A 26,463-nucleotide genomic window follows, 5' to 3' on the forward strand; every position below is an offset into this window, starting at 1 on the left:
ATCACGCCGGGCGCCGCCGCATCAGCCGGTACACCGCCGGGATCACCAGCATCGACAGCAGCGGCGCGCTGAGCATGCCGCCCACCATGGGCGCGGCGATGCGCTGCATCACCTCGCTGCCAGCGCCATCGCCCCAGAACAGGGGCAGCAAGCCGGCCACGATCACGGCCACCGTCATGGCCTTGGGCCGCACCCGCAACACCGCGCCCTCGCGGATCGCCTCCAGCAGGTCGGCATCGGTTGCCTGCCCGGCGTCCAGCCGCGTGACCCAGGCCTGCTTCAGGTACAGCAGCATGATCACGCCGAACTCGGCCGCCACACCAGCCAGCGCGATGAAGCCCACCGCGCTGGCCACCGAGAGGTTGTGCCCCAGCGCCCACAGCAGCCAGACGCCCCCCACCAGCGCGAACGGCAGCGTGCTCATGATCAGCAGTGCCTCGTCAAAGCGGCGGAAGGTCAGGTACAGCAGCACGAAGATGATCAGCAGCGTGAACGGCACCACCAGCTTGAGCTGGGCGCTGGCCCGTTCCAGAAACTCGAACTGACCGGACCACGACACCGAGTAGCCCGCCGGCAGCACCACCCGCTCGGCCACCACGCGCTGCATCTCCAGCACCGCGCCACGCAGGTCGCGCCCGCGGATGTCCACGTAGACGAAGCCCGCCAGGCGCGCGTTTTCGCTGCGCAGCATGGGCGGACCGTCGGCGACCGCGATGCGCGCCACGTCCGACAACACCAGGCGCTGGCCGCTCGGGCTGACGATGGGCAGCGCGCGCAGCGCCGCCAGCGAGTCCCGCAGCTCGCGCGGGTAGCGCAGGTTGATGGGGTAGCGCTGCAGGCCTTCGACGGTCTGTCCGATCTCCATGCCGCCCACCGCGCCGGCGATGACGTCCTGCACATCGGCGATGTTCAGGCCATAGCGCGCCGCGTCGTCACGCCGGATGTCCACGTCGATGTAGCGCCCGCCGGTCAGGCGCTCGGCCAGCGCGCTGCTCACGCCGGGCACGGTCTTGACCGCGGCCTCGATCTGGCCCGTGAGACGGTCGATGGTGGCCAGGTCGGCCCCGGCCACCTTCACGCCCACCGGGCTTTTGATGCCGGTGGCCAGCATGTCGATGCGGTTGCGGATCGGTGGCACCCAGATGTTGGACAGGCCGGGCACGCGCACGGTGCGGTCCAGCTCTTCCACCAGCTTGTCCGGCGTCATGCCCGCACGCCACGCGCTGCGTGGCTTGAACTGGATCGTGGTCTCGAACATCTCCAGCGGGGCGGGGTCGGTGGCGCTGTCCGAACGACCGGCCTTGCCGTAGACACGGTGCACCTCGGGCACGGTCTTGATCAGGCGGTCGGTCTGCTGCAGCAGCTCGGCGGCCTTGCCGGCCGACAACCCGGGCAGCGCGGTCGGCATGTACAGCAGATCGCCCTCGTCCAGCCGCGGCATGAACTCGGCGCCAATGTGCCGCAGGGGCCACAGGCTCGCCAGCAGCAGCAGGGCCGCCACCACGAGCGTCAGCCTGGGCGCCCGCAGCACGGCGTCGAGGCAGGGGCGGTACCCTGCGATCAGCAGCCGGTTCAGAGGGTTGGCGGTCTCCTCGGGAATGCGCCCGCGGATCAGGTAACCCATCAGCACCGGAATCAGCGTCACGGCCAGTCCGGCCGCGGCCGCCATGGCATAGGTCTTGGTGTAGGCCAGGGGCGCGAACAGCCGGCCCTCCTGCGCCTGCAACGTGAACACCGGGATGAAGCTCAGCGTGATGATGAGCAGCGAAAAGAATAGCGCGGGCCCCACCTCGGCGGCGGCCTCGCCGACGACGCGCCAGCGCGGCTCGCCGTCCAGAATCTGACCGGGGTGTTCATGGGCCCAGCGTTCCAGGTGCTTGTGCGCGTTCTCGATCATCACCACCGCGGCGTCGACCATCGCACCGATGGCGATCGCGATCCCGCCCAGCGACATGATGTTGGCGTTCACGCCCTGCTGCTGCATCACGATGAACGCCGCCAGGATGCCCAGCGGCAGCGAGACGATGGCCACCAGGGCGCTGCGCAGGTGAAACAGAAACAGCGCGCACACCAGCGCCACCACCAGGAACTCCTCCAGCAGCTTGAAGCCGAGGTTGTCCACCGCGCGCTCGATCAGCCCCGAGCGGTCGTACACCGGCACGATCTCCACGCCTTCGGGCAGCCCCCGCTGCAACTCGGCGAGCCTGGCCTTGACGGCGCGGATGGTCTGCAGCGCGTTCTTGCCCGAGCGCATCACGATCAGGCCGCCCGCGGCTTCGCCCTCGCCATCGAGTTCACCGATGCCCCGGCGCATCTCGGGACCGAGCTGGACCCGGGCCACGTCGCCCAGACGCACCGAAATGCCCGCGTCGGTGGTCGTCAGCGGGATGGCACGGAAATCGTCGAGTGTCTTCAGGTAACCGTTGGCGCGCACCGCGTATTCGGCCTCGCCGAGTTCGAGCACCGAACCGCCCGCCTCCTGGTTAGCGCGTCCCACCGCCTGGCTCACCATCGCCTGCGTGATGCGGTAGGCGGCCAGCTTGTCGGGGTCGAGCACGATCTGGTATTGGCGCACCATGCCACCGAGGCTGGCGACCTCGGCCACGTCGGGCACGGTCTTGAGCTCGAAGCGCAGGAACCAGTCCTGCAGCGCGCGGAGCTGGTCCAGGCTCTGCCGGCCGCTGCGGTCCACCAGCGCGTACTGGTAGATCCAGCCCACGCCGGTGGCGTCGGGCCCCAGCGACGACCTGGCCGCGGACGGCAGCCGCGACTGCACCTGGTTCAGGTACTCCAGCACCCGCGAGCGCGCCCAGTAGAGGTCCACGCCGTCGTCGAACAGCACATAGACGAAGCTGTCGCCGAACATCGAATAGCCACGCACCGCCCTGGCGCCGGGCACCGACAGCATGGTGGTGGTCAGCGGGTAGGTGACCTGGTTCTCGACGATCTGCGGCGCCTGGCCGGGCCAGCTGGTGCGGATGATGACCTGGGTGTCCGACAGGTCGGGCAGCGCGTCCAGCGGCGTGCGCAGCATGGACACCACACCCCAGGCGGTGATCAACACGGCGGCCAGCAGCACCAGGAAGCGGTTGGCGATGCTCCAGTGGATGAGGCGCGCGATCATCGGGCCGCTCCCGTGGCCGCCGGCGCCACACGCTCGATCGCCGTGATCTGCGGTTCGGCGCCCTCCTGCACGCGAAATTCGATCCGCACCTTGTCGCCGCTGGCCAGCGCGCGTGGCCGCTGCCCGGGCGGCGGCAGGCGGAACGCCATCGTCATCCCGGGCCATTTCAACGCCGGGATCGCGGGGTGGGTGAGCCTGGCGGTGTCGCCCTCGATGGCATCGATCACCGCGTCGGTGCGGTGCAGGTCGGCCGCCGGCATCGGCGTCTGGTTCAGCCGCGCCTCCAGCCCGCGCAGGCTGGCCTCGGAGTCGATCAGGAACTGGCCCGACAGCACCACCCGCTGGCCGGCCTGCAGGCCCTGCACGATCTCGGTCTGCGCTCCCGCTTCGCGGCCCACGCCGACCTCCACGGGCCGGAAGTGCCCGCCCTCCTCGGCCAGCATCACCACGCTGCGGCGCCCGGTGTGGATCACGGCGTCGCTCGGAACCAGCAGGACGGGCCGGCCCACCGGATCGGCAAAACGCATTTGCACGAACATGCCCGGCACCAGTCGGCCACCCGGGTTGGCCAGCTCCAGCCGCGCCTTGAGCGTGCGCGTGGCGGGGTCCACTTGCGGCAGCACGGCCTGCACGCGCCCGTCAAAGCGCTGCCCCGGCACCGCCGGGCTGGTGGCGCTGACCCGGGCGCCGGGCTGGAGCTGCGCCACCTGGCTCTCGGGCACCTGGCCCTCGGCCCAGACCGTGTCCGTGCCCTGCAGGCGCAGCAGCGCCATGCCGGGCATCACGGTCGCGCCCTCGCGCACCATCAACTCAGTCATGGTCCCGCTGATCGGCGCCCGCAGGGTGAAGCGTGGCTGCAGCGTGCCGGTGCGCACCACGCGGTCGATCTGTGCCGCGTCCATGCCGGCCTGGCGCATGCGCTGGGACGCGGCTTCGCGCAACGGCCCCAGGTCGGAACCGGCCATGCGGGCCACCGCCAGGTACTCCTCTTGCGCGGCCACCCAGTCGGGCACGTAGATCTCGGCCAGGGGCGCGCCGGCCACCACCCGGTCGAGCGTGGCGCGCACATGCAGCCGCTCCACAAAACCCATGGACCGGGCGCTGACCACCACCTGGTCGCGTTCGTTCCAGGCCACGTTGCCCGCCACCGTGACGGCACCATCGAGCGGGCCTTCCACCACGGCCACGCTGCGCAGCCCCAGGTTTTGCTGGATGCGCGAGCTCACCGACACACCGCCGGCGTCCGCGCTGTCGCCACCGGCGTAGCGCGGCACCAGCATCATGTCCATGAAGGGCGATTTGCCCGGTGCGTCGAAGTTCTTGCCCGGCACCATGGGGTCGTGGTAGTTCAGGATCGCGCGGCCGGTGACCGGATCCACGTCGCCCGCGCGCAGTCCGTCGCGGATATGGCGGGCGGTGGCGTCCCCACCTTGCGCCACGGTCCAGGTGCCCGGGTCCTGGGGCGTGCCGGGCGCGCTCTGCACGGCCGCGCCACCGCCCATGTCCATGCCTGCGCGCATGCCGGCGGTCCATGCGCCATAACCCACGGCGCCCAGGGCCGCCGCGGCCACGATGCCGATCCCGATCGTTGTCTGGTATTTCATGGTGTCATTCCTGTTCCGGCCGCACCGTGGCGGCCACTGTGTTTTCGGTCGGGATGAGATACGCCAGCCGGGCCCACAGACGGGCGGTGGACAACCGCAGGTCGATGCGCTCCATCCGCAGGTCCAGCGCCATGCGCCGCGCGGCCAGCACCTCCCGCAGCGGGGCCCGGCCACCCCGGTAGGCGGCCAGGGTGGCCTGTATGCGCTGCTCGGCCAGCGGCAGCCGGCCGGTGTCGATCAGGGCCAGCTGGGCGAGGCCGGCACGCCAGGCCACCAGCCAGCGCTCGGTCTCGGCCTGGTGTTCGCGCGCGCGCTCCTCGCGCTCGTCGCGCAACTCGTCGACCCGCGCCAGCCGGGCCGCGAGTTCCCGGTCCTGCCGCTGGGGACGGTCCCACTGCCAGGGCACCGAGACGGCCAGAGAGACCATGTTCGCGTAGCCCGGGCCGCGCAGACCGAACATCAGCTCGGTGCTCCAGTCGGGATCGCGCTCGCGGCGCGCCACCTCGGCTTCGGCCGCCGCCGCGGCCTCCCGCGCGGCGAGCTGCACGAGTTCGGGGTGGTGCGCCAGACGCCCGCTCACGCCCGTCGCCGCGGGCGGGAGCTCGGCGAGTTCGGGTGGTGCGGCCAGTGGTTGCTCGGGAGGCCCCCCGGTCCAGCGGGCCAGGGCATGGCGGGCGTTGGTGCGCTCGGCCTCGACGGCCAACAGGGTCTGCTGCAACTGCGCCACCGCGTCGCGCGCCGCGATCCAGTCGGCCAGCGCCCCTCCACCACCGCGGGCCGCGGCTTCGGAGGCCTGCACCAGCAGGCGAGCCTCGTCGAGCTGCACCTGCAGCAGTGCCACCCTCTGCTCCAGCGCGTGGCGCTCCAGCCAGGCCATGGCGGTCTCGCGCTGGATGGCGGCGGACCGCACGCCACGCTCGGCCCGGGCCGCGTCGGCCTCGCGCTCGAAACGGGCCGTTCGCGCCCGTCGCTTGTCTTCGCTGGGGAACGTCTGCATCAGCGAGACCGCCTTCGAGGTCATGAAATCGCGTGTGGTGCTGAAACGCTCCGGCCCTTCGACGGGCAGGTTCTCCAGCGACAGACGCAGCACGGGGTCGGGGCGCTGGCCGGCGGCCACGGCCATCTCGCGCGCCGAGCGGGCGGCGGCATCCTGGGCGCTCAGGGCCGGCGAACGCGCCAGTGCCGCCTCAACGGCCTGGGGCAATGTCAGCGGTTCGGCGGCGCGCGCCAGTGGCGCTGCCGCCAGGCCGATCAGGAGCGCGAGGCGCGCGGGGACGATCAAGGCGTGCCAGCGGCTGACGGCATGGCCACGGGGGCGAAGGCGCCCGCCGGACGCCGGGGAAAGGGGTTCCATATTTCTGCTCCGAAGGAATGCACACGGGCTGAGCGCGCACGGGACGCGCGACAGCCGCTGCTGACCCAGGGCCGGCCTCAAAGGCCGTGCGCGGTCAGGGTGAAAGCTTCAGAGCAGGGAGGGGGGTCGCCAGATGCTGGCGGGAGCGCCGCGCGGCGGCACCAGCGGCACGGGCGCGAGCAGATCGCTCAAGGGCAGCGCCTGCGCCATGGCAATGGCCGGAGGCGCCACCCAGCCGGTGGGGGCCGGGCATTCCTGACCGGCCTTGCACAGCTGGCCGGTCCGCCGGGCGGTGTCCACATCGTTGCAGCAATCGCCCTGGGGCATGTCGCTGTCGATGCCGGTCAGGCCGTCCGGCAAGGCCATGGCGGCCTCCATGGGACAAGGCGTCTGCACGCTCGCGCCGGCGGCCCATCCCTGCAGGGGGATCGCCAGGCACAGCAGCAGGGCAAGGAACAGACGCATGCATGGATTCTAGGACAGGGTGGCCAGGTTCCGCGCTGGAATCCGCATCCCGCCTCGCCACTCAGGGCAGGAACGCAGCGCCCATGGTGCGGCGGTACCACGCGTGGAAATGCTGCATGCCATCCTCCAGCGGCGACTGGTAGGGCCCGGCGTCGGACGCGCCCCGCGCCAGCAGCGCGCGTCGGCCCGCGTCCATGCGCTCGCCGATCTCGTCGTCTTCCCTGGCCGTCTCCATGTAGGCGGCGCGGTGTGCCTCGATGAAGTCCCGCTCGAAGGCCACGATCTCCTCGGGGTAATAGAACTCCACCACGTTGACGGTGTCCTGCGGCCCCTTGGGGTAGAGCGTGGACAGGACCAGCACATGCGGGTACAGCTCGATCATGTGGGTGGGGAAATAGGTGACCCACACCGCGCCGAAGTCGGGCGGGGTGCCGGTGCGGTAGCTCAGCAGCCGATCGTGCCAGGTGCTGTAGACATCCGACCCCGGCGAGTTCAACGACGCATGCACGCCGACACGCTGCATGCTGTACCAGTCGGCGAGTTCCCAGCTCAGGTCGTCGCAGGTGACAAAGCTGCCCAGGCCGGGATGAAATGGGGCGACGTGGTAGTCCTCCAGATAGACCTCGATGAAGGTCTTCCAGTTGTAGTTGCACTGGTGGATCTCCACGTGGTCGAGCACGTAGTCCGAGAAATCGAACTCCGGCCGTCTGAACAGCGGCGCCATGTCCTGCGCCGGGTCGCGCGCGCCTTCGAACAGTTGGCCATGGCAGTTGCGCAGCGCAAACCGCTGCAGGTTCCTGCAAGGTTTGGATTCGAACTGCGGCGCGCCCAGCAACTCGCCGGCGCTGTTGTACGTCCACCGATGCAGCGGGCAGACGATGTGCCCGCCCGCCGCCGACAGGTTGCCCCGGGTGTTGGTCGACCCGGCCACGTCGCCGGCCTCTCCGCCCAGCATCAGTGCCTGGCGATGCCGGCAGACATTGGAGATCAGCTCCACGCCCTGCGGGTTGCGCACCAGGACGCGGCCGCCGTCCTCCTGCACGAGCCGGTGCCAGTCCCCCACCTGCGGGACGGCCTTTTCATGGCCCACATACCGGGCGGACCGGTTGAAGATCAACGCCTGCTCGCGGGCAAACAGGGCTTCGTCAAAGTAGGCGCCGACAGGCAACTGCGGGAACGCCGGCAGGACATGCACCAGGCGGGCAATATCGTTCATGGAAATCTCCAGGGCGTGGCGAAGCACACCGGCCTGGACGGCACGGCGGCATCGCGGAATCAAAGGCCCCGACTACGCAGCGTCGGCCAGCAGGCGGGCGATGCGCTTGTCGAGCGGGAGCTTGGGGCAGGTGCTGCATGGCTCACCGTCGTGGCGGCGATAGTGGTGACAGCACACCTTGCGGTCCAGGGCGAGCGCGGGCGTCCCGTCGCGGGCCCGGTAGGCAAAAAACCCGCAACCGCCGGCAATGCCGAGCTGCGCCAGCCAGAGCTCCCCCCACGCGGCAACGTCGTCCGCGTCGCCCAGGTCAGGCCTGCTGCGCCGCACCAGCAGCAGCGCGCCCAACACACACTCCGCCTGCAATCGGTCGGCGGCGCGGGCGTGCAGGGTCACCAGCGGCATCAGCGCCGCGCGCATGGACTGGCACAGGGCCCGCAGCTCGTCCGCCGCCAGGCGGATGCGCGACGACAGCGCGGCGGCCTGCGCGGGGGCATGCACCGGCAACTGGAAGCCATTGGGAAACCCGTTCTCCACGGGCTGCGCCAGGCCGGCCAGCCTGGGCACATGCGTGTCGAGATGCGCGGCAATCACGCTGAGATAGACCGGTTGCCAGATCGCCAGCCCCCAGCAGCGCAGCGCCACATAGTGCGCGCCGGCTTCCGGGTACGACCGGGCCCAGTGGCGGCACAGCGCCGCCAGCGCGCCCGGCCCGGGCGACGCCTCATCGCCATGGCGCAACGCACCGGGCAGCGGTGCACCGCCCTGTTCGCCGCGCAGCGCGGGTGCGATGCGCCGGGCCAGCTGCAACACGCGGGCGAGGTCGGCGTCGTGCAACGAACCCCCGGCCCGCGCGCCCAGGTTCACTCGACGCTTTCCGCGACCGCTGGCGCCGCGGCCCGGGCCGTGGCATGGCGGCGCAAGCCGGCGATCGGATTCACGAGGTGGCCGGCCATCTTCAGGCTGGAGGCCGGATCGGCCAGGTTGACCATCTGCACGTTGTTGCCGAGCTGCAGGCGGTTCAGACAGGAGTGCAGGAACTCGGGCACGAACATGTCGTGGTGCGCGAACTTTGCGGCCAGCTCGGGGTGGGCGTCCTGGTAGTCGCACACGCAGTCGGCCACCGCGCGCCAGAAGTCGTCCTCGCGGCAGCAGCCGTTTTCCACCAGCACCTGGTTGATGTGGCGCAGCACGCCGTCGAACACATCGATGAAGATGCCCAGCAGCTTGAAGTGGTCGGGCACGTCCACCGCCAGGCGCTGGACGCGTTCCGGCAGCCACGCCTTGGCCCCGATGTCGAGGATGGCGCATTCCTCGGCGATGTCTTTCATGATGGCGCGCACCGGCACGTGTTGGTCCAGCACCAGGATCAGGTTCTCGCCGTGCGGCATGAAGGTCAGGTCGTGCTTGTAGAAGCAATGCAGCAGCGGCGTCAGGTAAGACGCCAGATAGCGCTGCAGCCACGCCACCGTTCCCAGCCCGGACCGGCGGATCAGTTCGGGCAGCAGGGCGTGGCCGTCCTTGTCCACATGCAGCAGCGCGGCCATGGTCATCAGGCGCTCGCCCGGCTGGAGCAGCGGCAGCGGGCTTTCGCGCCACAGCGCGGAAAACATCTTCTTGTACGGTGTGTCGACCGGTATCGCAGCCTCGTAATAGTGGTTGCGAAACCCGATGGAGGCCACCTCCTGGAGGATGGTGAAACCGTTGGCGCGCAGGAAGGCGTCGCCGCTCACCAGTTCCTTGATGAACTCGTTGATGGCCGGCGTGCCCGACATGTAGTACGGCGACAGGCCACGCATGAAGCCCATGTTCAGGATGGACAGCGAGGTCTTGACGTAGCGCTTGCTGCGGTCGCTGGTGTTGAAGAAGGTGCGGATCGACTGCTGGGCGATGTAGTGGTCGCGACCGTAGGCCAGGCAGATGATCTTGCGCTGGGCCACATAACCGGCGAACGCAATCGACAGCTTGTTGAACCACTGCCAGGGGTGGGCCGGCATGAAGTGGTAGTCGGTCGGGTCCAGGCCGAGCGCGGCCACCTCGCGGGTGAAGCCGTCCACCGTGTCCTGCCCGAGCTCTTCGGCCAGCAACTGCTCGTAGCTCAGCGTGGAGATGCTGGAGAAAGCGGCGTGGTCCTTGTGCACGGCCAGCCAGATCACGCGGATGGCCGAGCCGGCTTCCGGCGCATAGGCGCGGTAGTCGGCCGCGGTGAAACCCAGCCGCCCGTTGTTGGCGACGAAACCCGGGTGGCCTTCGGTCATGGCGACTTCAATGGTCTGGAAGTCGGTGGCCTCGGCCAGCTGGGCGCTGCTGGGCGCGTCGGCCTTCATGCGCTTGTAGGCGCTGCCGAACAAGGTGCTGCTGATCTCGTCGAGGTAGATGGGCAGCAGGTCTTCGCGAATCCCCAGGCGCTGGCGGCACTCGATGATGAACTGCAGCGCGTCCAGCGGCTGCTCGGCGCCGTTGACCCGCTTGCGGATGGACTCGGGCTTGATGTGCCAATGGCGCAGCGCCAGGCATTGCGCCTCGAACCGGTAGCAGGCGGCGCCGTCGTCCGAGAACAGCTGGTACTGCGCAAAGCCGCCCTGCCCCGGGCCCAGCAACTCGGGCTCGACGATGAGTTCGTGGGCGTATTCGGCGATGGCCTTGCGCAGCAGCAGGCGGTTGGCCTGGGCCCAGACCTCCGGCGTCAGGTGGTCGGCGAAATGGGCCGGGTCGTGCGCGATCTGGTGGGCGATGGTGACGTTCATGAATGGGCTTCCTCTGGTGTGGTGGCCGTGGCCTGTTGAAAATCCCGCCCGGTGCAAAAGGCGAGGCTGGCGATCTTCTCGGGGAAGACCACATCACGGTCGTAGACAAAACCCGCCGAGCGGTTCAGGGCATGGACCTTGTGATTGGTGGCGTCGGGCTCCACGACGATGCGCCGCGCACCCAGGTGCGTGAACATGAAGCGCATCAAGGCATGGAACGCGGCGCGCGAGAAACCGGCGATGCGCCGTTCGGGCGGCCCGATGAAGATGTGCATGCCCAGGTCGCCGGGCTGCACCGGGTAGAAGGCCCGGATGCGGTCCTGCGCGGGGTCGTAGCACTCGGCCAAGAAGGCCGGCCGGCTCCCCTGCCACCCGATGTAGGCCGTGGCGGTGCCGGAGTCCATCATGCGCTGGTAGGCCTCGCGCACCTGCGCCTCGGTCTTGTCCTGCATCAGCCAGAAGGCGGCACGCGGCTGGGTGAACCAGTGGTGCAGCGTCGGGATGTCGTTCGGGACCCGCAGCGGGCGGAAAACGAAGCCGGTCTCATCGCGGTAGGGCCGGTGGTCGGCGTCGGCGCGGCGGTGCAGGGTGTCAGTTGGCATGGGCGGGCACCTCCAGGGGCGTGGGGTTGGCGGCGCCGTCGGCCCCGGCGACGTGGCCGGCGCTGGGCACTCTGAGGATCAGGCGGTCCAGCAGCGCGGTGAGCACAAAACCGCCGGCCGCCAGCAGAAAGGGCACATGCAGCCCGTGGTGCTTGACGATGGCGCCCGCGGCGAACGAGGACAGCAGCACCCCCATGTTCTGGAAGAAGTTGGTGATGCTGTAGTCCTGCGCGTAGCGCTGGGGCGTGGACAGGCGAAACAGGTTGACTTCGAGCTTGACGATGATCTGGAAGAAGGCCCAGCCATACAGCACGCGCCCCAGCACGACCAGCATCGGATCGGGCGCGGCATGCAGCAGCAGGCCGGCCGCGCCCAGCAGCAGGTTGCCCACCGTGTGGTCGGGCAGGTGGCCGCCACGCGCCCGTATCCAGGCATGCAAGCGCAGTGCGACGATGGCCACCACCCCCGGAATGGCGAAGGCCATGCCGGACACCAGCTCGCTGTCGTTGCCGGTCAAGGTCTGCCAGTACAGGGCGAAGAAGGGGCGGATCAGGTAGGCGCTGAAGTCGAACATCAGCATCACCAGCGCCAGCTTCAGGACCGGCAGTCGGGCCAGCAGCCCGAGGCGGCGCGCCTCGGCGGCCTCGGCCCGGGCCTGCTCGCCGGTGTTGACGCGCACGATCTTTCCACTGCGGATCAGATAGGCGCAGACCACCATCTGGAAGTAGTCACCCGCGGCCATGGCCAGGATGCTGGCGCGCGGCCCCCAGGTCTCCAGCACGAAGCCGCCCACCACCGCCCCGAAGATGGCGCCGAAGTGCACCACCACCGACAGAATCCCGATGGTGGCGGCATGCTGCTCCTTGGGCGTCAGGCGCATCAGGTACGGGTACATCAGCAGGTAGCTGCTTTTGCACATGAACATCAGCATCGACAGCACCCAGTAGCTCTGCACGGTGGGCGCCCAGTCGCTCAGCAGGCTGAAGGTGCCGGCGGCAAACTGCGTGTAGACCAGCAGGTGCAGCGGCTCCACGCGGCGCGCCACGCGCGCCCAGAGCGGCAGCGTGCACATCACGGCGATGGAGATGGCCGCCACGTAGGCGCCCACGTGCACGGGGCTGTCCATCCCGTATCGCGCGCTGAAGAACTGCGGGTAGAAGGGAATCAGGATGGCGTCGCTGATGACGGCCAGCACCGTCATCGTGATGATGTGGAATCGCAGGTTCATGCGTGCGCCTCAGAGCAGGACGAAGTCCGCGGTGGCCGGGATGGAGAAGTCCTGGATCGCCACGCGCCGCTCGATCTTGTAGTGCTCGACCCCGGTGAGCTCGCGCAGGATGTAGGAGTTGCGGTAGCAGCTCATGCCCAGGTCCTGGTTGGTCATGCCGTGGGTGTGCTGGCCGGCGTTCTGCACGAAGATTTCGTTGCCGTTGAAGTCGGCGGCGTAGTTGCGTGCCAGCCGGTAGCGCCCCTGCTCGTCCCAGCGCAGGCGGTGGCGGATGCCGTTGACGAAAGGCGGGATGTTCTCGCGGTAGCCGGTGGCGAAGACCAGCCCCTCACTGCGGTGCGCGTAGCGCGCCTCGCAATCGAGCTGGCGGAACTCGATCTCGTAGCGGCCCTGTTCCGCGTCGTAGCGGCAGCCCTGCAGTTCGCAGTTGGTGATGAGGTGGGTGCGCAGCGACCCCTGCTTTCGCCGGTCGTCCAGCAGGTCGTAGATCTGGTTGATGAGGCTGGCGTTGACGCCCTTGTACAGGCTGTCCTGCGCGCGGATGACGCGCTCCTTCTTGCCATCGTCCAGCTTGTAGAAGTAGTCGATGTAGTCCGGGGAAAACATCTCCAGCGTGAGCTTGGTGGTCTCCATCTGGAAGAAGCGCGAGGAGCGGGTGATCCAGGTGAGGCTGTAGCCGTGCACGTCGGCTTCCTTGAGCAGGTCGTGGTAGACCTCGGCCGCGCTCTGGCCGCTGCCGACGATGGTGATGGAACGCTTTTGCTGCAGCTGCTCCTTGCTCGTGATGTAGTCGGCGGTGTGCAGGTAGCGGTGGCCGTCGGACGCGCAGCACTGGGGGAACAACGGCCTGGACCCCACGCCCAGCACGAGCTTTCGGCCGCGCATGATGAAGGGCTCGCGCCGCGGCCCCTGCACCCCGGTCACCACATAGCAGCCGCTCTCGGCGTCGTGGACGATCTCCTGCACCTCGTGCTCGAAGCGGGCGTTGGACAGCCGCGCCGCCGCCCAGCGGCAATAGGCGTTGTATTCGGCGCGCGTGAGGTAGAAGCTCTCGCGGAAGTAGTACGAATAGATCTTGCCCTCTTCCTTGCAGTAGTTGAGGAAGCTGAAGCCGCTCTTGGGGTCCGCCAGGCTGACCAGGTCGGCCAGGAAGGGGTTCTGCAGCGTGGTGTTGTCGATCAGCATCCCGGGGTGCCAGTTGAACTCGGCAGCGCGCTCCAGGAAGACCGCGTTCACCCCGGTGATCGGCTCGGTCAGACAGGCCAGGCTCAGATTGAAAGGCCCAAGCCCGATCCCGACGAAGTCATAGATGTTCGTGTTCATTGCACTCAACTCCCTGATGGACTGGCACGCCGGACGGCGGCACATGGTGATCAAAAGAACGCGCGCGGCGGGCCGCCGCGCCGGGACGCGCCGTTACCAGCGATACGCCACGGTCGCGGTCACGCTGCGCGCGTCGCCCCAGTAGCAGTACTGCTGGCTCAGGCACGAGGCCACATAGGTCTTGTCGAACAGGTTGTTGACGCTCAGACGGAGGTTGGCACCCCTGAGCGACGGGCTCAGCTGGGCCAGGTCGATGCGCAGCATCAGGTCCACCAGCGTGTAGGGGGCCACCTTGAGGCTGTTGGCGTTGTCGACCCAGCTGGAGCCCACGTAGCGCGCGCCCGCGCCCATGGTGTAACCCGGCATGAAGTTCCAGTCGCCCCAGATCGAGGCCATGTGGCGCGGCGCCTGGTACGGCGTGTTGCCGGTGAAGCCGTCGGAGGACTCGACGAACTTCATGTCGGTGAAGGTGTAGCTCGTCAGCACCGACACCTTGCTGCTGAGCTGCGAACGGGCCTCCAGCTCCAGACCGCGCGAGCGCACCTTGCCGGTCGGTTCAAAGTACGAGGCCCCCACCGGGCGCGTGGCGACATTCTTTTGCGACAGGTCGTACACCGCCGCCGACAGCAAGGTGTTCGAGCCCTTGGGCTGGTAGCGGATGCCGGCCTCGACCTGATCGGTCTCGGCGGGTTGCAGGTTGTTGCCCTGCTGGTCGTTGCGCAGGCTCGGGTTGAAGCCGTCCGAATAGCCCACATAGGGAGCCACCCCGTTGTCAAACAGATAGACAACGCCGGCCCGCTTGGTGAACCTGGAGCCACTCCACCGCGCCGGGTCGCCGGCGCCCATCCGGTTGGAGGCCTTGGCCCAGTCCATGCGCCCGCCCAGCGTGAGGCGCCAGCGGTCCAGCGCCGTCTGGTTCTGCAGGTACAGACCGGTCTGCTCCAGCTGGCGATCGATGGGGTCGCTGGTCACGCCGCTCAGGCCCGGAGCACCGTAGCTCGGGGCCAGCACGTTGATCGGCAGCGCGCTGCCCGATTGCCAGCTCCCTGTCACGTGGCGCTTCTGGTGGTCCAGCCCGGTCAGCAGGGTGTGTTTGAGCGCGCCCGTCTGGAACCGACCTTCCAGCTGGTTGTCGACCGTGTTGCCGCTGGTCGACTCATCGGCGCCCGCGTAGTAGCGCGTCAGCTCATCGGCGCTGGCCCAGCCGTAGCCATAGATCTGCCTCAGCGTGGTGTCCGCCGAGACATGGCGGAAGTTCTGCCGGAATTTCCACGCGTCGTTGAACGCGTGTTCGAACTGGTAGCCCAGGAAGCGCTGCTTGCGCTGGTATTTCTCGACGCTGGGGTCTCCGTCGAAGAAATGGCGCGAGATCAGGCGGCCGTTGTGGTCCGCATGGAGGCTGGCGTCCGCCGGCACGCCGCTGTGGTAGCTGCCCTCGGGGTCGTCCTGCAGGTAGGCCTGCAGCAGCAGGCGCGTGTCGCTGGACGGGTGGATGGCCAGCGAGGACGCGATGGCCTGGCGCTCTTCCTTGACCGTGTTGAACTGCGAGTCCAGCGAGCGCGCCAGCGCCGTCAGGCGAAAGGCCGCCACCCCGTTGTTGTCGATGGGCCCCGACAGATCGACGGCCGCCTCCCGGCGGTCGCGGTTGCCGGCGGTGAGCTGCACTTCCCGGTAGGGCTGGAACTGCGGCGTCATGCTGGTCAGCGCCACCAGGCCGCCGGGCGATGCGCGACCGTACAACACGGACGCCGGCCCTCGCACCACGTCGATGCGCTCCAGGAAATACGGATCGACCTGCATCGAGGTGTAGCTGCCCTGGTCGCTGAGCATGCGCAGGCCATCGAGCAGGGTGCTGTCCACGCTGCTGTCCTTGAAGCCGCGCAGGGCCACGTAGTCGTAGCGGTTGGAGGAACCCACGAGGCCGGTGAAGACACCGGGCGCGTAGTTGAGCGCCTCCGGGATGCTGCGCGGCTTCTGGTCTTCGAGCTGCTGCTTGGTCACCACCGAGATGGACTGCGGCGTCTCGATGATGGGGGTATCGGTTTTGGAGCCCGAGGCGCTGCGCCTGGCGACGTAGCCGTTCCCTCCGCTGGTGGCCGTTTCCTGGTCCGCGACGGCCCTCACGGTCACCGTGGGCAGGCTCACCGTCTCCGATGCCGCCGGAGCCGCGGTGACGACAAAGACGTTGCCGTCAATGGTCGCCGCCAGGCCGCTGCCGGCCAGCAACCGGTCCAGCGCCTGCCGTGGCGTCAGCCGGCCGGAGACGGCCGGCGCCGTCTTGCCCGCCACCAGCGCGGGCTGGACCATGAGCTCAAGCCGGGCCTGCCGCGCCAGGTCATTGAGCGCCTGCGCCAGGGGCTGCTCCCCGATGCGGATCTGCACCGGGGTGGAGCCCCCCGCGCTGGCGGAACCCTGGGCATGGGCCAACGGGCTTCCGAGGGCCAAGGCCAGTGCCAGCGGGGGCAGGTTGAAGCGGGAACGGGGCATGCGAGCGATCTCCGGAAAGATATTGAATAAGAATCCTTCTCATGTAGACGCATCAGCCTGGCGAAACCCTAGGTCGGGCGAAAAGTTTTTTTTGGCGCGGAAAGATGGACCGGCCCGGATCGCCGGCAGCGGCCGGCTAGTGGCCAGCTAATGGCCAGCGGAGACGATCTCGACCTCACCGCCACGCTCGCGCAAGCGCACGGGCAAGACCTGCGGCAGGAGGCGGGAGAAGTTGTCGAGCCGGCGCGGGTCGAAGGTGCCGGTCACGCGCAACGCGGCGACGGCCGGCTCCCGCACCGTCAGAGGCACCGGACCGTAGCGCCCGAACTCGGCCAGCGCCTGGTCCAGCGGTGTGTCGTCGAAACTGACTCGGCTTTCGCGCCAGGGTGCGATGCCCGCGGCGGGGACGGCCGACACGGTGCCGAGCAGGCCCGCCATGTCGCTGGTGATCTGTTGGCCGGCGACCAGTTCGACGGCCGCATCGCCCGCGGCCGACCGCTCGGCGCGCGCCACGCGCACGTGCCCTTCTTCCACGGCGACGTGAACACCCGCGCGGCCCGGCACGCCGGGCGTGTAGCGCACCGCGAAACGGGTGCCGACGACCGTGATGCGCAAAGGACCGGCCAGCACATCAAAGGGACGCGCCGGATCACCCTGGACCTGGAACGCCGCCTGTCCCTGCGGCAGGCGAACCTCGCGGCGGTCCAGGTACATCGTCACGTCGGCCTGGCTGAAGGTGTCCAGCCTCAGGCGGCTGCCTTCCGGCAACACCACGTCCAGCTGCTGCCCGCGCTCGGTGGCGAAACGCTGCGTGTACACCGGTTGCTGCTGCCCATGTTCCCAGGCCAGGTAGCCCCCTCCGCAGGACACCATGAGCGCCACAGCGGCCAGCGCTCCCTGTGGCACCCAGGAAGACCCGTCACGCCACCAGGCACGCTGGCGCGGCGCGGCCCGGGCTGCCGCCGCCTTGTCGTCAGCGAGGTTCTGCTTCAGCATGCGCACACCCTCCGCCGGCAAGGCATCGAGCAGGCACCAGTTGTCCCGATGGCGCGCGAAAGCCGCGGCATGGGCCGCGTCCGCGGCCAGCCAGGACTGGAACGCGGCTTCGTCCGCCGACCCGAGCAGCCCGCCGGCACACCGCACGAACCAGTCCAGCGCCGCGTCGTCGGGCTCGGTGGACCGTGCGGCTGGCGTTCGGGCTGGCTGCGGGGTACTCATGGCGTGGTTATCGGCTCTTGGATGTAGACGCACCAGCCAGCCCAAACCCTATGCCAGGCCAGGCGGCGTGCGGGCAAATTCATTCGCGGGCAGGTTTTCTGCGCCTCAATGGCGGAACCGGCGCCGCGGCAGGCGCCCCGTCAAGGGTGTCTTTGCAGCGCCGGCAAGCGTCCATGGCCAGCTTCACGTGTTGCTCGACCATCTTGCGCGAGATGCCCATGCGCTGAGCCACCTCCGAATGCGGCAGGCCGTCGAACTTGTGCAGGATGAAGGCCTCGCGGCAACGCAACGGCAGGGCATCGATGGTGGCCAGAAGGGCGTTCACCCCCTGGGCGGAAGACGTGGCCACTTCGGGCTCGCAGGCCCTGGGCGCCGCGAGGTTGTCAAGCTCGGCGGCCGAGGCCTCGGCATCGGGGAGCAAGGCATCACCACGCACTTCGCTGCGGCGGTGCTGGTCGATCTGCAGGTTGCGCGCGGTCCGGTAGAGCAGCGCGCGCGGCTCGGGCACCGGCTGGCCGGAATGCTGCACCGCCAGAACGCGGGCATAGCTCTCCTGCACGACATCGGCCGCGGCATCGCGGTTGCGCACCGTACGGGAACAGAAGTTCAGCAGTTCTTGGTAATAGTGCTCAAGCACAGGTCGATCCATGCCAGGGAGGTGACGAATCCCGTCAACAGGCTGACGTCGAGATGTGGCGGCGCCGGGTCAGGCACACAAATTTTAAATGAGAATTATTCTCATAATAACCCACCCAAGCCGCTGGGTCATCACCACACTGGCGATGCTGCGCTGAGACGGGCAACGTTCGCGCCAGGCGTAGAACCCGTTGGCGCAAACACCGAGGACGTGGCACAGGTTTGCCGTCGTCGATGCGGCCTGGCCGACCCAGTGGGTGATGGACTGCGCGGTGACGCCGAACTCACACGAGAGCTGCGCAGGTGAGCGCCCCCGCTCGAACGAGCTCGACCATTTGCTGGCGAAATTCCGCCGGGTACGGCGATCGCACTTTGGACACTTTCGACGCCTTGGACACAAAGATTGATGTGTCCAGGGAACCGGGTCAACGCCAGCTGCTCCTTTCGAGTCAGCGCAGCACCACCGTGCGCAAGCCGTTGATGAACACCCGGTGCTCCAGCACGTAGCGCAAGGCGCGTCCCAGGGCCAGGCACTCGACGTTGCGCCCGGTGCTGAGCAACTGCTCGGGGCTGTAGGCGTGGTCCACCCGTTCCAGGGCCTGTTCGATGATGGGGCCCTCGTCCAGGTCGCTGGTGGCGAAGTGGGCCGTGGCACCGATCAGCTTGACGCCGCGCGCGTGCGCCTGTTCGTATGGGCGCGCGCCCTTGAAGCCGGGCAGGAAGGAATGGTGGATGTTGATGACGCGGCCGGCCAGCTTCTCGCACATGTCTTCCGACAGCACCTGCATGTAGCGCGCCAGCACCACCAGCTCGGCCTCGTGTTGCGCGATGCACTGGAGCAACTGCGCCTCCTGCTGCGGCTTGGTGTCGGCCGTGATGGGCAGGTGATGGAACGGAATGCCTTCGGCCACGGCCAACGGCCCCAGGTCGGCGTGGTTGGACACCACCGCCACGATGTCCATGTTCAGTTCCTTGCGGCGCCACTGCGCCAGCAGGTCGCGCAGGCAGTGGTCGGCCTTGGACACCATGATCAGCACCCGTGTCGGGCGGCTGAGGTCATGGATGGCGCCTTCCGCGCCGTCAAAGCCATCCATCAGTTGGGCATAGTCCTCGCGAAGCACGCCGATCCCGAAAACCTTCTGGCCCTCCAGCCGGAACACGATGCGCACATAGAAACGCGACACCAACGCGTCGTCAAACACCGCGAATTCTTCGATGTAGGCACCGTGCCGCTCCAGCAGGGCCACCATGGCCGCCACCTGGCCCCGCGCGCTGGCCACCGCCAGGGTCAGCACGTAGCGGGACGATTCATTGGGCGTGGCTTGCATAGGTTTCAAGGCCTTGTGTGAGGGATTGAAGAAGGGCACTCGTTTCGGCCGCCTGCAAGTGCAGGGTCTCGAACTCGGTCCGGGTCGATGCGCGCTCCATGCCGACCGCCAGCGCGCCCAGGCTCACGCGCTGCTTGTACAGGCCGACCCAGACCTCGTCGATGCGCGGATCGAGCCCGAACACGAAGCCGATCACCTGGTTGACGCGGGTCTCCAGCAGCGGGGTGTGAGGCGTGTTGGGCCACACCTGCGTCAACCAGCGCCACAGGGGTTCGTAGTCCAGGCAGCCGTCCAGCGCGTCCGGCGCGGCAGGCGCCAGCCCGCTGGCCGTGAGGCTGATCCAGATCGGCTGCTGGTCCCGTTCTTCGGCATAGATCCCCACCGGCAGGCGGGTCTCCAGCCGTTCGATCCGGACCGTCCAACGCGTGTTCATGTGAAGCGGCGCGTCACCAGGCCACACTCCTGTGTGCAGCGTTCCAGCATCAGCCAGACGTAGCCCCGGAAGCTGCTGCGCACCAGCACCTCGTAGACCGGTGCGTCGTCAGCCTGCCACAGCCAGACCGAAGCCTTGAAGAACACCGAGCCGGCGCTGGCCCCAGGGCCGAACACGCGCGGGTGCAGGTCCAGCGGGCAGCCCTGCGCGAGCACGTCGCGCACCGGGGTGCCGCTCAGGTGCAGCACGGTGTAGCCGCCACTGACGTCGGTGACCGCCACGTGCTGGCCCGCCAGGGCTTCGCGCAGCGCCGCTTCGATGGCGCCCGCCTGGCCCTTTGGCCCGATGACGAACCAGTCGTCCGGCCCGACCCAGACCAGGCGATGGGTATCGTTGGCGACTGTGGTGCAGGCCTGTGTGGGCAGGTCCAGACCGAGGGCCTGCGACACGCCCTCGCGGAAGGCCGTGTCGTCCGGGTTGCCGCGAAGATTGAGCACGGACTGTCCATGGCGCCAGCCGGCCAGCAGGGACTGCCCGGTCGAGGCACGGGTGGTGGGCACACGGTCCATGGGCGCCACAGGGCGCTGTGAGGTATCAAGCATTTTGGCGCTCCGCTTTGGGATCGAAGAAGACCGGGCTGGCGATGGCGGCGGTGTGGACGACGGGGCCGTTGGGGCCCACCTGGGAGATGTGGACGCGCTCGCCCATGCGTCCCAGTCCACCCTTGACCAAGGCCATGGCGATGGACCGCCCCAGCGTCGGGCTCATGTAGCTGGAGGTGACGTGACCGACCATGGGCGCGGTGGGGCCGGTGGGCGCCTGGTTGAGGATCTGCGCGCCCTCGGTCAGCACGAACTGCGGGTCGTCCGGCAGCAAGCCGACCAGTTGCTTGCGGTTGCTGCGCACCGTGTCTTCGCGGGTGAGCGAACGCTTGCCCAGGCAGTCCTTGGTCTTGGTGACCAGGCCGCCCATGCCGAGGTCCATCGGCGTGACGGAACCGTCGGTGTCCTGGCCGATGATGATGTAGCCCTTCTCGGCGCGCAGCACGTGCATGGTCTCGGTGCCGTAGGGCGTGATGCCGTGCTCGGCACCGGCCGCGTGGATGGCTTCCCACACGCGCAGGCCGTCTTCGGCCGCGGCGTTGACCTCGTAGCAGCGCTCGCCCGAGAAGCTGATGCGCATGATGCGGGCCTTGACGCCGGCCACCGTGCCTTCGCGGTACGACATGAAGGGAAAGGCCGCGTCGTCGAAGTCCACATCGCTGCAGATCTTCTGCAACACCGCGCGGCTCTTGGGACCGGCCACGATGGAAGTGGACCAGTGGTCGGTGGCGCTGGTCAGGTAGACCTTGAGGTGCGGCCACTCGGTCTGCAGCCAGCGCTCCATCCAGGCCAGCACGCGCGCCGCGCCACCGGAGGTGGTGTGCATCAGGTAGTGGTTTTCGGCCAGGCGCACGGTCACGCCGTCGTCGAACACCATGCCGTTTTCGTCGAGCATCAGGCCGTAGCGGCACTTGCCGATCTCGAGCTTGGACCACGCGTTGCTGTAGATCCAGTTGAGCAGCACGCTCGCGTCCGGGCCCTGGATGTCGATCTTGCCGAGCGTGGAGCCGTCCAGCGTGCCCACACCGTTGCGCACGGCCAGGGTTTCGCGGGCCACGGCGGCGTGCAGGTCTTCGCCGGGCTTCGGGTAGTACCAGGGGCGCTTCCACTGCCCCACGTCTTCAAACAACGCGCCCTGCTTCACGTGCCAGTCGTGCATGGCGGTGGTGCGGATCGGATCGAAGGCATCGCCCAGTTCCAGCCCGGCCAGCGCACCAAAAGTCACCGGCGTGTAGTTCGGGCGGAAGGTGGTGGTGCCGACCTGGGGAATGGACTTGCCCAGCGCCTGGGCCACGATGCCCATGCCGTTGATGTTGCCGGTCTTGCCCTGGTCGGTGCCGAAGCCCATGGCCGTGTAGCGCTTGACGTGCTCGATCGACTCGAAACCCTCGCGCACCGCGAGGTGGATGTCGGAGGCCGCGACGTCGTTCTGCAGGTCGACGAACTGTTTGGGCGCGCGGCTCACGCCACGCGCATGCGGCACCAGCCACAGCGGGCGAAGCTCGCCCGGCTCGACGGCCGCCACCGCGGTGGCCCCGGCGTCGGCCACCTGAAGGCCCAGCGCGCGCACCGCCGCCTCGCCAGCCGCGGCGCCGCCCAGCGCGCCGTCGCGCAGCGACAGCGCACCGGCGCAGGCACCGGCGGAGCTTTCGGACTGCGCCGACGGGCCCGGCAGGAAGGCCGCCCGGGCGTCGTTCCAGACCGCCTTGCTGCCGGCCTGGCAGTGCAGGTGGATGACCGGGCTGAAGCCGCCCGACAAGGCCACCAGATCGCAGGCAATGCCTCGCGCGGCACCGGCGAGTCGGTCCTGCGCGTCGATGGCCTGCACCTGCACGCTGCTGACGCGCTTGCCGCCGCGCGCTTCGGTGACCACGTGGCCGGCCAGGATGGGGATGCCGGCGGCTTTGGCGCGCTGGCTCAGGGTGCCGCTGGGATGGATACGCGCATCGACCACCTGCACGCTGGCGCCCGCGGCCTTCAAGGCCAGGGCAGCGTCGTAGCCCGTGTCGTTGTTGGTGAAGACCACGGCGTTGCGCCCGGGCAGCACGGCGTAGCGCCGCACATAGGTGGACACCGCGCCGGCCAGCATGATGCCGGGCAGGTCGTTGTTGCCGAACACCAGCGGGCGTTCGTGCGCGCCGGTGGCCAGCACCACCTGTTGTGCCCTCACGCGCCACAGGCGTTCGCGGAACACCGGCGCCTGCTCGGCACTCAGGTGGTCGCCGCGGCGCTCGACCAGGGTCACGAGGTCGTGGTCCTGGTAACCAAAGGCCGTGGTGCGCGGCAGCACCATCACCTCGGGCAGGGTCGCGAGTTCGGCCAGCGCCTGTGCCACCCACTGTGCTGCGGGCATGCCGTCGATGGCCTCGTCGCTGGAGAGCAGCCAGCCGCCCGGCTCGGACTGTTCGTCACACAGCACCACGCGGGCACCGGCACGGGCCGCGGTCAGCGCAGCCGTCAGGCCGGCAATGCCGGCGCCGACCACCAGCACGTCGCAGTGCGCGAAGCGCTTCTCGTAGCGGTCGGGGTCGGCTTCGCTGGGAGAGTGGCCCAGGCCGCTGGCCGCGCGGATGTGCTTCTCGAAGAAGTGCCACGCGGCCTGCGAGGCCATGAAGGTCTTGTAATAAAAGCCGGCCGGGATCAGGCGCGAGAACCAGCCGTTGACCGCGCCGGTGTCGAACTCGATGCTGGGCTTGGCGTGGATCGAGCGGGCGCTCAGGCCCTCGACCAGCGACACCTCGGTCATGCGCGCGTTGGGCACGGTGCGGGCGCCGTCGAACAGCTGCACCAGCGCGTTGGGCTCTTCGACCCCGGCCGACAGGATGCCGCGCGGGCGGTGGTACTTCCAGCTGCGCGCCACCATGGACACGCCGTTGGCGAGCAAGGCCGAGGCCAGCGTGTCGCCTTCCAGGCCCTGGTAGACGCGGCCGTTGAAGCTGAAGTTGAGGCTGCGGCGGCGATCGATGCGACCGCCGGTGGACAGACGGGTGGTCATACCGCGGCTCCTTCGTTGACGACAGCCGCGGACTCGGCCGCGAACTCGGCAGCGAATTGAGCAGGGATGGGCTCACCGATCTTCCAGGTCGCTTCGAACCGGTAGCTCACCGTGTGGCGCAGCGCGTTGAACCAGCGACCGCAGCCGCTGGAATGGCGCCACTGCTCGTGCTGCAGCCCTTTGGGGTTCTTGCGCATGAACACGTAGTCGCCCCACTCGGCGTCGCTCATGGCCTCGGAGTTCAGCGGGCGAACGATGCCGCCCTCGCCTCCGCAGGTGAATTCGATCTCGGCGCGCGTGCCGCAGAAGGGACAGTTGATTTGCAACATGGTTTTCTTTCTCAAAGAACGGAGGCTGCGGTGTTTTGCCAAGGGCACCGCCGGGCCGGCTTTGCCGGACGGCCAGTGCCGCCCCCCTGGGGGGGTGACGCGAAGCGGCGCGGGGGGGTCATCTCAATGCGCGACGCCAGCAGCGCCGTGTTCGTCGATCAGGTGGCCGTTGGAGAAGCGGTCCAGCGACAGCGCTTCGTTGAGCGCGTGCGGTCGGTCTTGCGCCACCGTGTGGGCCATGGCCCAGCCCGAACCGGGCGTGGCCTTGAAGCCACCGGTGCCCCAGCCGCAGTTGATGTAGAGCCCCTTGACCGGGGTCAGGCCGATGATCGGGCAGGCGTCGGGCGAGACATCGACGATGCCGCCCCACTGGCGGTTCATGCGCACGCGCGAGAACAGCGGGAACATCTCCACGATGGCCTGCAGCGTGTGCTCGATGGTGTGGAAGCTGCCGCGCTGGCCGTAGCCGTTGTACTGGTCCACGCCCGCGCCGATCACCAGGTCGCCCTTGTCGGACTGGCTGATGTAGGCGTGGATGGCGTTGCTCATCAGCACGCAGGGAAAGATGGGTTTCAGCGGTTCAGACACCAGGGCCTGCAGCGGCTTGCTCTCGATGGGCAGGCGGATGTCGGCCATGCTGGCCATCACGCTGGAATGCCCGGCCGCGACGATGGCGACCTTCTTGGCCTTGATGAAACCCTTCACTGTGTCCACGCCGACCACGGCACCACCGTCGCGGCGAATGCCGGTGACCTCGCAGTTCTGGATCAGGTCCACGCCGTGTGCGTCGGCCGCGCGGGCAAAGCCCCAGGCCACCGCATCGTGGCGCGCCACGCCGCCGCGGCGCTGCAGCGAAGCGCCCAGGACGGGATAGCGCGTGTTCAGGTTGATGTACGGGATCATTTCCTTGATCTGCGCCGGCGTGACCACCTCGCCGTCCACCCCGTTCAAGCGGTTCGCGTTGACGCGGCGCTCGATGTCGCGCATCTCCTGCAGCGTGTGGCCGAGGTTGAGCACGCCGCGCTGGCTGAACATGACGTTGTAGTTCAGGTCCTGCGACAGGCCTTCCCACAGCTGCATGGATTTTTCATACAGCGCCGTGGACTCGTCCCACAGGTAGTTGGAGCGCACGATGGTGGTGTTGCGCGCCGTGTTGCCGCCGCCCAGGTAACCCTTCTCGATCACCGCGATGTTGCGCAGGCCGTGTTCCTTGGCCAGGTAGTAGGCGGTGGCCAGGCCGTGGCCACCCCCACCCACCACCACCACGTCGTATTCGCGCTGGGGTTCGGGTGAGCGCCACTGCTTCTGCCAGCCCTCGTGGTAAGACATGCTGTTGCGCAGCAGGGACCAGATGGAAAAATGTTGCATGGGGGTTCTTTCTCTCGTTCTTTTCAGCATTCAACGATGTTCACGGCCAGGCCTCCGCGCGAGGTCTCTTTGTATTTCGTCATCATGTCGGCGCCGGTTTGGCGCATGGTGCGGATGACCTTGTCCAGGCTCACGAAATGCGTGCCGTCACCGCGCAGCGCCATGCGCGCGGCGTTGATGGCCTTGACCGAGGCGATCGCGTTGCGCTCGATGCACGGGATCTGCACCAGGCCGCCGATGGGATCGCATGTCAGGCCCAGGTGGTGTTCCATGCCGATCTCGGCCGCGTTCTCCACCTGCTCGGGTGTGCCGCCCATGACCTGTGCCAGCGCGCCAGCGGCCATCGAGCAGGCCACACCGACCTCGCCCTGGCAGCCGACCTCGGCGCCCGAGATCGAGGCGTTTTCCTTGTAGAGGATGCCGATGGCGGCGGCGGTGAGCAGGAAGTCGATCACGCCCTGTTCGCTGGCACCGGGCACGAAACGGCTGTAGTAGTGCAGCACCGCGGGCACGATGCCGGCCGCGCCGTTCGTGGGCGCCGTGACCACACGGCCACCGGCCGCGTTCTCTTCGTTGACCGCCAGCGCGTACAGGTTGATCCAGTCCATCACCTGCAGCGGGTCTTTCAGCGCGGCCTCGGGGTGGGCGGTGAGCGAGCGGTACAGCTCTGCCGCGCGCCGCTTGACCTGGAAGCCACCGGGCAGCACGCCCTCGGTGGCCACGCCGCGCCGCACGCAGGCCTGCATCACGGCCCAGATGCGCAGCAGATCGGCGCGCACCGTGTCGGCATCGCGCCAGGCCAGCTCGTTGTGCCACATCACCTGAGCGATGTTCAGGCCGCTGTCCTTGCAGCGCTGCAGCAGCTCGTCCCCGGTGGTGAAGGGATGGGGCAACACCTTGCGGTCGGGCACCAGCGCCGGTTGTCCTTCGGCATCCTGGTTGATGACGAAACCGCCGCCGATGGAGTAGTACGTCTTGTCGAGCAAGGGCTCGCCATCCGCCGCGAAGGCGAACAGGCGCATGCCATTGGGGTGGAAAGGCAAGGCCTTGCGCAGGAACTTCAGGCCCTCGCGCTCGTTGAACGCGATGCGGTGCGTGCCCAGCAGGTTCAGCGTCTGCGACGCGCGCAGGGCCAGCAGGCGCGGCGAGATCACGTCGGGATCGATCCGGTCGGGCGCTTCGCCTTCCAGACCCAGCAGCACGGCCTTGTCGCTGCCGTGGCCTTTGCCCGTGGCGCCGAGCGAGCCGTACAGCTCGCAACGCACCGATTGCACGGCAGGCAGCAGGCCGCCGTCGCGCAGGGCCTGCGCAAACAGCAGCGCCGCGCGCATGGGCCCGACCGTGTGCGAGCTGCTCGGCCCGATGCCGATCTTGAACAGGTCGAAGGTGCTGAGGGACATGTGGTGC

The 26,463-nt window shown here is 68.5% G+C and carries 20 protein-coding genes; all 20 read right to left on the bottom strand.

All coding sequences use genetic code 11. The annotated features are described in order from the left end of the window. Position 1: 1 nt before the first annotated feature. The gene (locus KIH07_RS24815; protein ID WP_226494508.1) at positions 2 to 3,124 is read right to left on the bottom strand and encodes an efflux RND transporter permease subunit; all 3,123 of its coding nucleotides are present in this window, start codon (positions 3,122 to 3,124) and stop codon (positions 2 to 4) included. Continuing rightward, positions 3,121 to 4,728, bottom strand: coding sequence for an efflux RND transporter periplasmic adaptor subunit (locus KIH07_RS24820; RefSeq protein WP_226494509.1), 1,608 nt, complete (start codon positions 4,726 to 4,728; stop codon positions 3,121 to 3,123). The genes KIH07_RS24815 and KIH07_RS24820 overlap by 4 nt, the downstream gene beginning before the upstream one ends. Before the next feature lie 4 nt (positions 4,729 to 4,732). Continuing rightward, positions 4,733 to 6,082, bottom strand: a complete 1,350-nt coding sequence (locus KIH07_RS24825) for a TolC family protein (protein ID WP_226494510.1) — start codon at positions 6,080 to 6,082, stop codon at positions 4,733 to 4,735. A 108-nt stretch (positions 6,083 to 6,190) separates the two neighbouring features. Continuing rightward, positions 6,191 to 6,547: a hypothetical protein gene (locus tag KIH07_RS24830; RefSeq protein ID WP_226494511.1), complete on the bottom strand. Its 357-nt coding sequence runs from the start codon at positions 6,545 to 6,547 to the stop codon at positions 6,191 to 6,193. A 61-nt stretch (positions 6,548 to 6,608) separates the two neighbouring features. Beyond that, positions 6,609 to 7,763: an aromatic ring-hydroxylating oxygenase subunit alpha gene (locus tag KIH07_RS24835; protein WP_226494512.1), complete on the bottom strand. Its 1,155-nt coding sequence runs from the start codon at positions 7,761 to 7,763 to the stop codon at positions 6,609 to 6,611. A 72-nt stretch (positions 7,764 to 7,835) separates the two neighbouring features. Continuing rightward, positions 7,836 to 8,627 carry a siderophore ferric iron reductase gene (locus KIH07_RS24840; protein WP_226494513.1) on the bottom strand — a complete coding sequence of 264 codons (792 nt, stop codon included), beginning with the start codon at positions 8,625 to 8,627 and terminating at the stop codon, positions 7,836 to 7,838. Beyond that, complete coding sequence (locus KIH07_RS24845; RefSeq protein ID WP_226494514.1) at positions 8,624 to 10,507, bottom strand: IucA/IucC family protein; 1,884 nt, start codon at positions 10,505 to 10,507, stop codon at positions 8,624 to 8,626. The genes KIH07_RS24840 and KIH07_RS24845 overlap by 4 nt, the downstream gene beginning before the upstream one ends. Beyond that, positions 10,504 to 11,109, bottom strand: coding sequence for a GNAT family N-acetyltransferase (locus KIH07_RS24850; protein ID WP_226494515.1), 606 nt, complete (start codon positions 11,107 to 11,109; stop codon positions 10,504 to 10,506). The genes KIH07_RS24845 and KIH07_RS24850 overlap by 4 nt, the downstream gene beginning before the upstream one ends. After that, the gene (locus KIH07_RS24855; RefSeq protein ID WP_226494516.1) at positions 11,099 to 12,337 is read right to left on the bottom strand and encodes an MFS transporter; all 1,239 of its coding nucleotides are present in this window, start codon (positions 12,335 to 12,337) and stop codon (positions 11,099 to 11,101) included. The genes KIH07_RS24850 and KIH07_RS24855 overlap by 11 nt, the downstream gene beginning before the upstream one ends. Before the next feature lie 9 nt (positions 12,338 to 12,346). Beyond that, the gene (locus tag KIH07_RS24860; RefSeq protein WP_226494517.1) at positions 12,347 to 13,660 is read right to left on the bottom strand and encodes a lysine N(6)-hydroxylase/L-ornithine N(5)-oxygenase family protein; all 1,314 of its coding nucleotides are present in this window, start codon (positions 13,658 to 13,660) and stop codon (positions 12,347 to 12,349) included. Between the two features lie 93 nt (positions 13,661 to 13,753). Next, positions 13,754 to 16,147, bottom strand: coding sequence for a TonB-dependent siderophore receptor (locus KIH07_RS24865; RefSeq protein ID WP_226494518.1), 2,394 nt, complete (start codon positions 16,145 to 16,147; stop codon positions 13,754 to 13,756). Between the two features lie 147 nt (positions 16,148 to 16,294). Beyond that, positions 16,295 to 17,365: a FecR family protein gene (locus KIH07_RS24870; RefSeq protein ID WP_226494519.1), complete on the bottom strand. Its 1,071-nt coding sequence runs from the start codon at positions 17,363 to 17,365 to the stop codon at positions 16,295 to 16,297. Positions 17,366 to 17,444: 79 nt separating this feature from the next. Beyond that, positions 17,445 to 18,002, bottom strand: a complete 558-nt coding sequence (locus tag KIH07_RS24875) for a sigma-70 family RNA polymerase sigma factor (RefSeq protein WP_226494520.1) — start codon at positions 18,000 to 18,002, stop codon at positions 17,445 to 17,447. Positions 18,003 to 18,450: 448 nt separating this feature from the next. Next, entirely contained in the window at positions 18,451 to 19,329 is an 879-nt protein-coding gene (locus tag KIH07_RS24880; protein WP_226494521.1) for a formyltetrahydrofolate deformylase, read from the bottom strand. Continuing rightward, complete coding sequence (locus tag KIH07_RS24885; RefSeq protein WP_226494522.1) at positions 19,310 to 19,762, bottom strand: dihydroneopterin aldolase; 453 nt, start codon at positions 19,760 to 19,762, stop codon at positions 19,310 to 19,312. Before KIH07_RS24885 ends, KIH07_RS24880 begins: the two co-directional genes overlap by 20 nt. Next, complete coding sequence (locus tag KIH07_RS24890) at positions 19,759 to 20,364, bottom strand: sarcosine oxidase subunit gamma (RefSeq protein ID WP_226494523.1); 606 nt, start codon at positions 20,362 to 20,364, stop codon at positions 19,759 to 19,761. The genes KIH07_RS24885 and KIH07_RS24890 overlap by 4 nt, the downstream gene beginning before the upstream one ends. Next, positions 20,357 to 23,359: a sarcosine oxidase subunit alpha family protein gene (locus tag KIH07_RS24895; RefSeq protein WP_226494524.1), complete on the bottom strand. Its 3,003-nt coding sequence runs from the start codon at positions 23,357 to 23,359 to the stop codon at positions 20,357 to 20,359. The genes KIH07_RS24890 and KIH07_RS24895 overlap by 8 nt, the downstream gene beginning before the upstream one ends. After that, a complete protein-coding gene (locus tag KIH07_RS24900) occupies positions 23,356 to 23,688 on the bottom strand; it encodes a sarcosine oxidase subunit delta (protein WP_226494525.1) in 333 nt (110 codons plus the stop codon). Before KIH07_RS24900 ends, KIH07_RS24895 begins: the two co-directional genes overlap by 4 nt. A gap of 123 nt (positions 23,689 to 23,811) precedes the next feature. Then, positions 23,812 to 25,056 carry a sarcosine oxidase subunit beta family protein gene (locus KIH07_RS24905; protein WP_226494526.1) on the bottom strand — a complete coding sequence of 415 codons (1,245 nt, stop codon included), beginning with the start codon at positions 25,054 to 25,056 and terminating at the stop codon, positions 23,812 to 23,814. 23 nt (positions 25,057 to 25,079) lie between these two features. Further along, positions 25,080 to 26,456, bottom strand: coding sequence for an L-serine ammonia-lyase (locus KIH07_RS24910; protein WP_226494527.1), 1,377 nt, complete (start codon positions 26,454 to 26,456; stop codon positions 25,080 to 25,082). Positions 26,457 to 26,463: the final 7 nt, after the last annotated feature.

Source organism: Hydrogenophaga taeniospiralis, from assembly GCF_020510445.1.
GTDB lineage: Bacteria > Pseudomonadota > Gammaproteobacteria > Burkholderiales > Burkholderiaceae_C > Hydrogenophaga.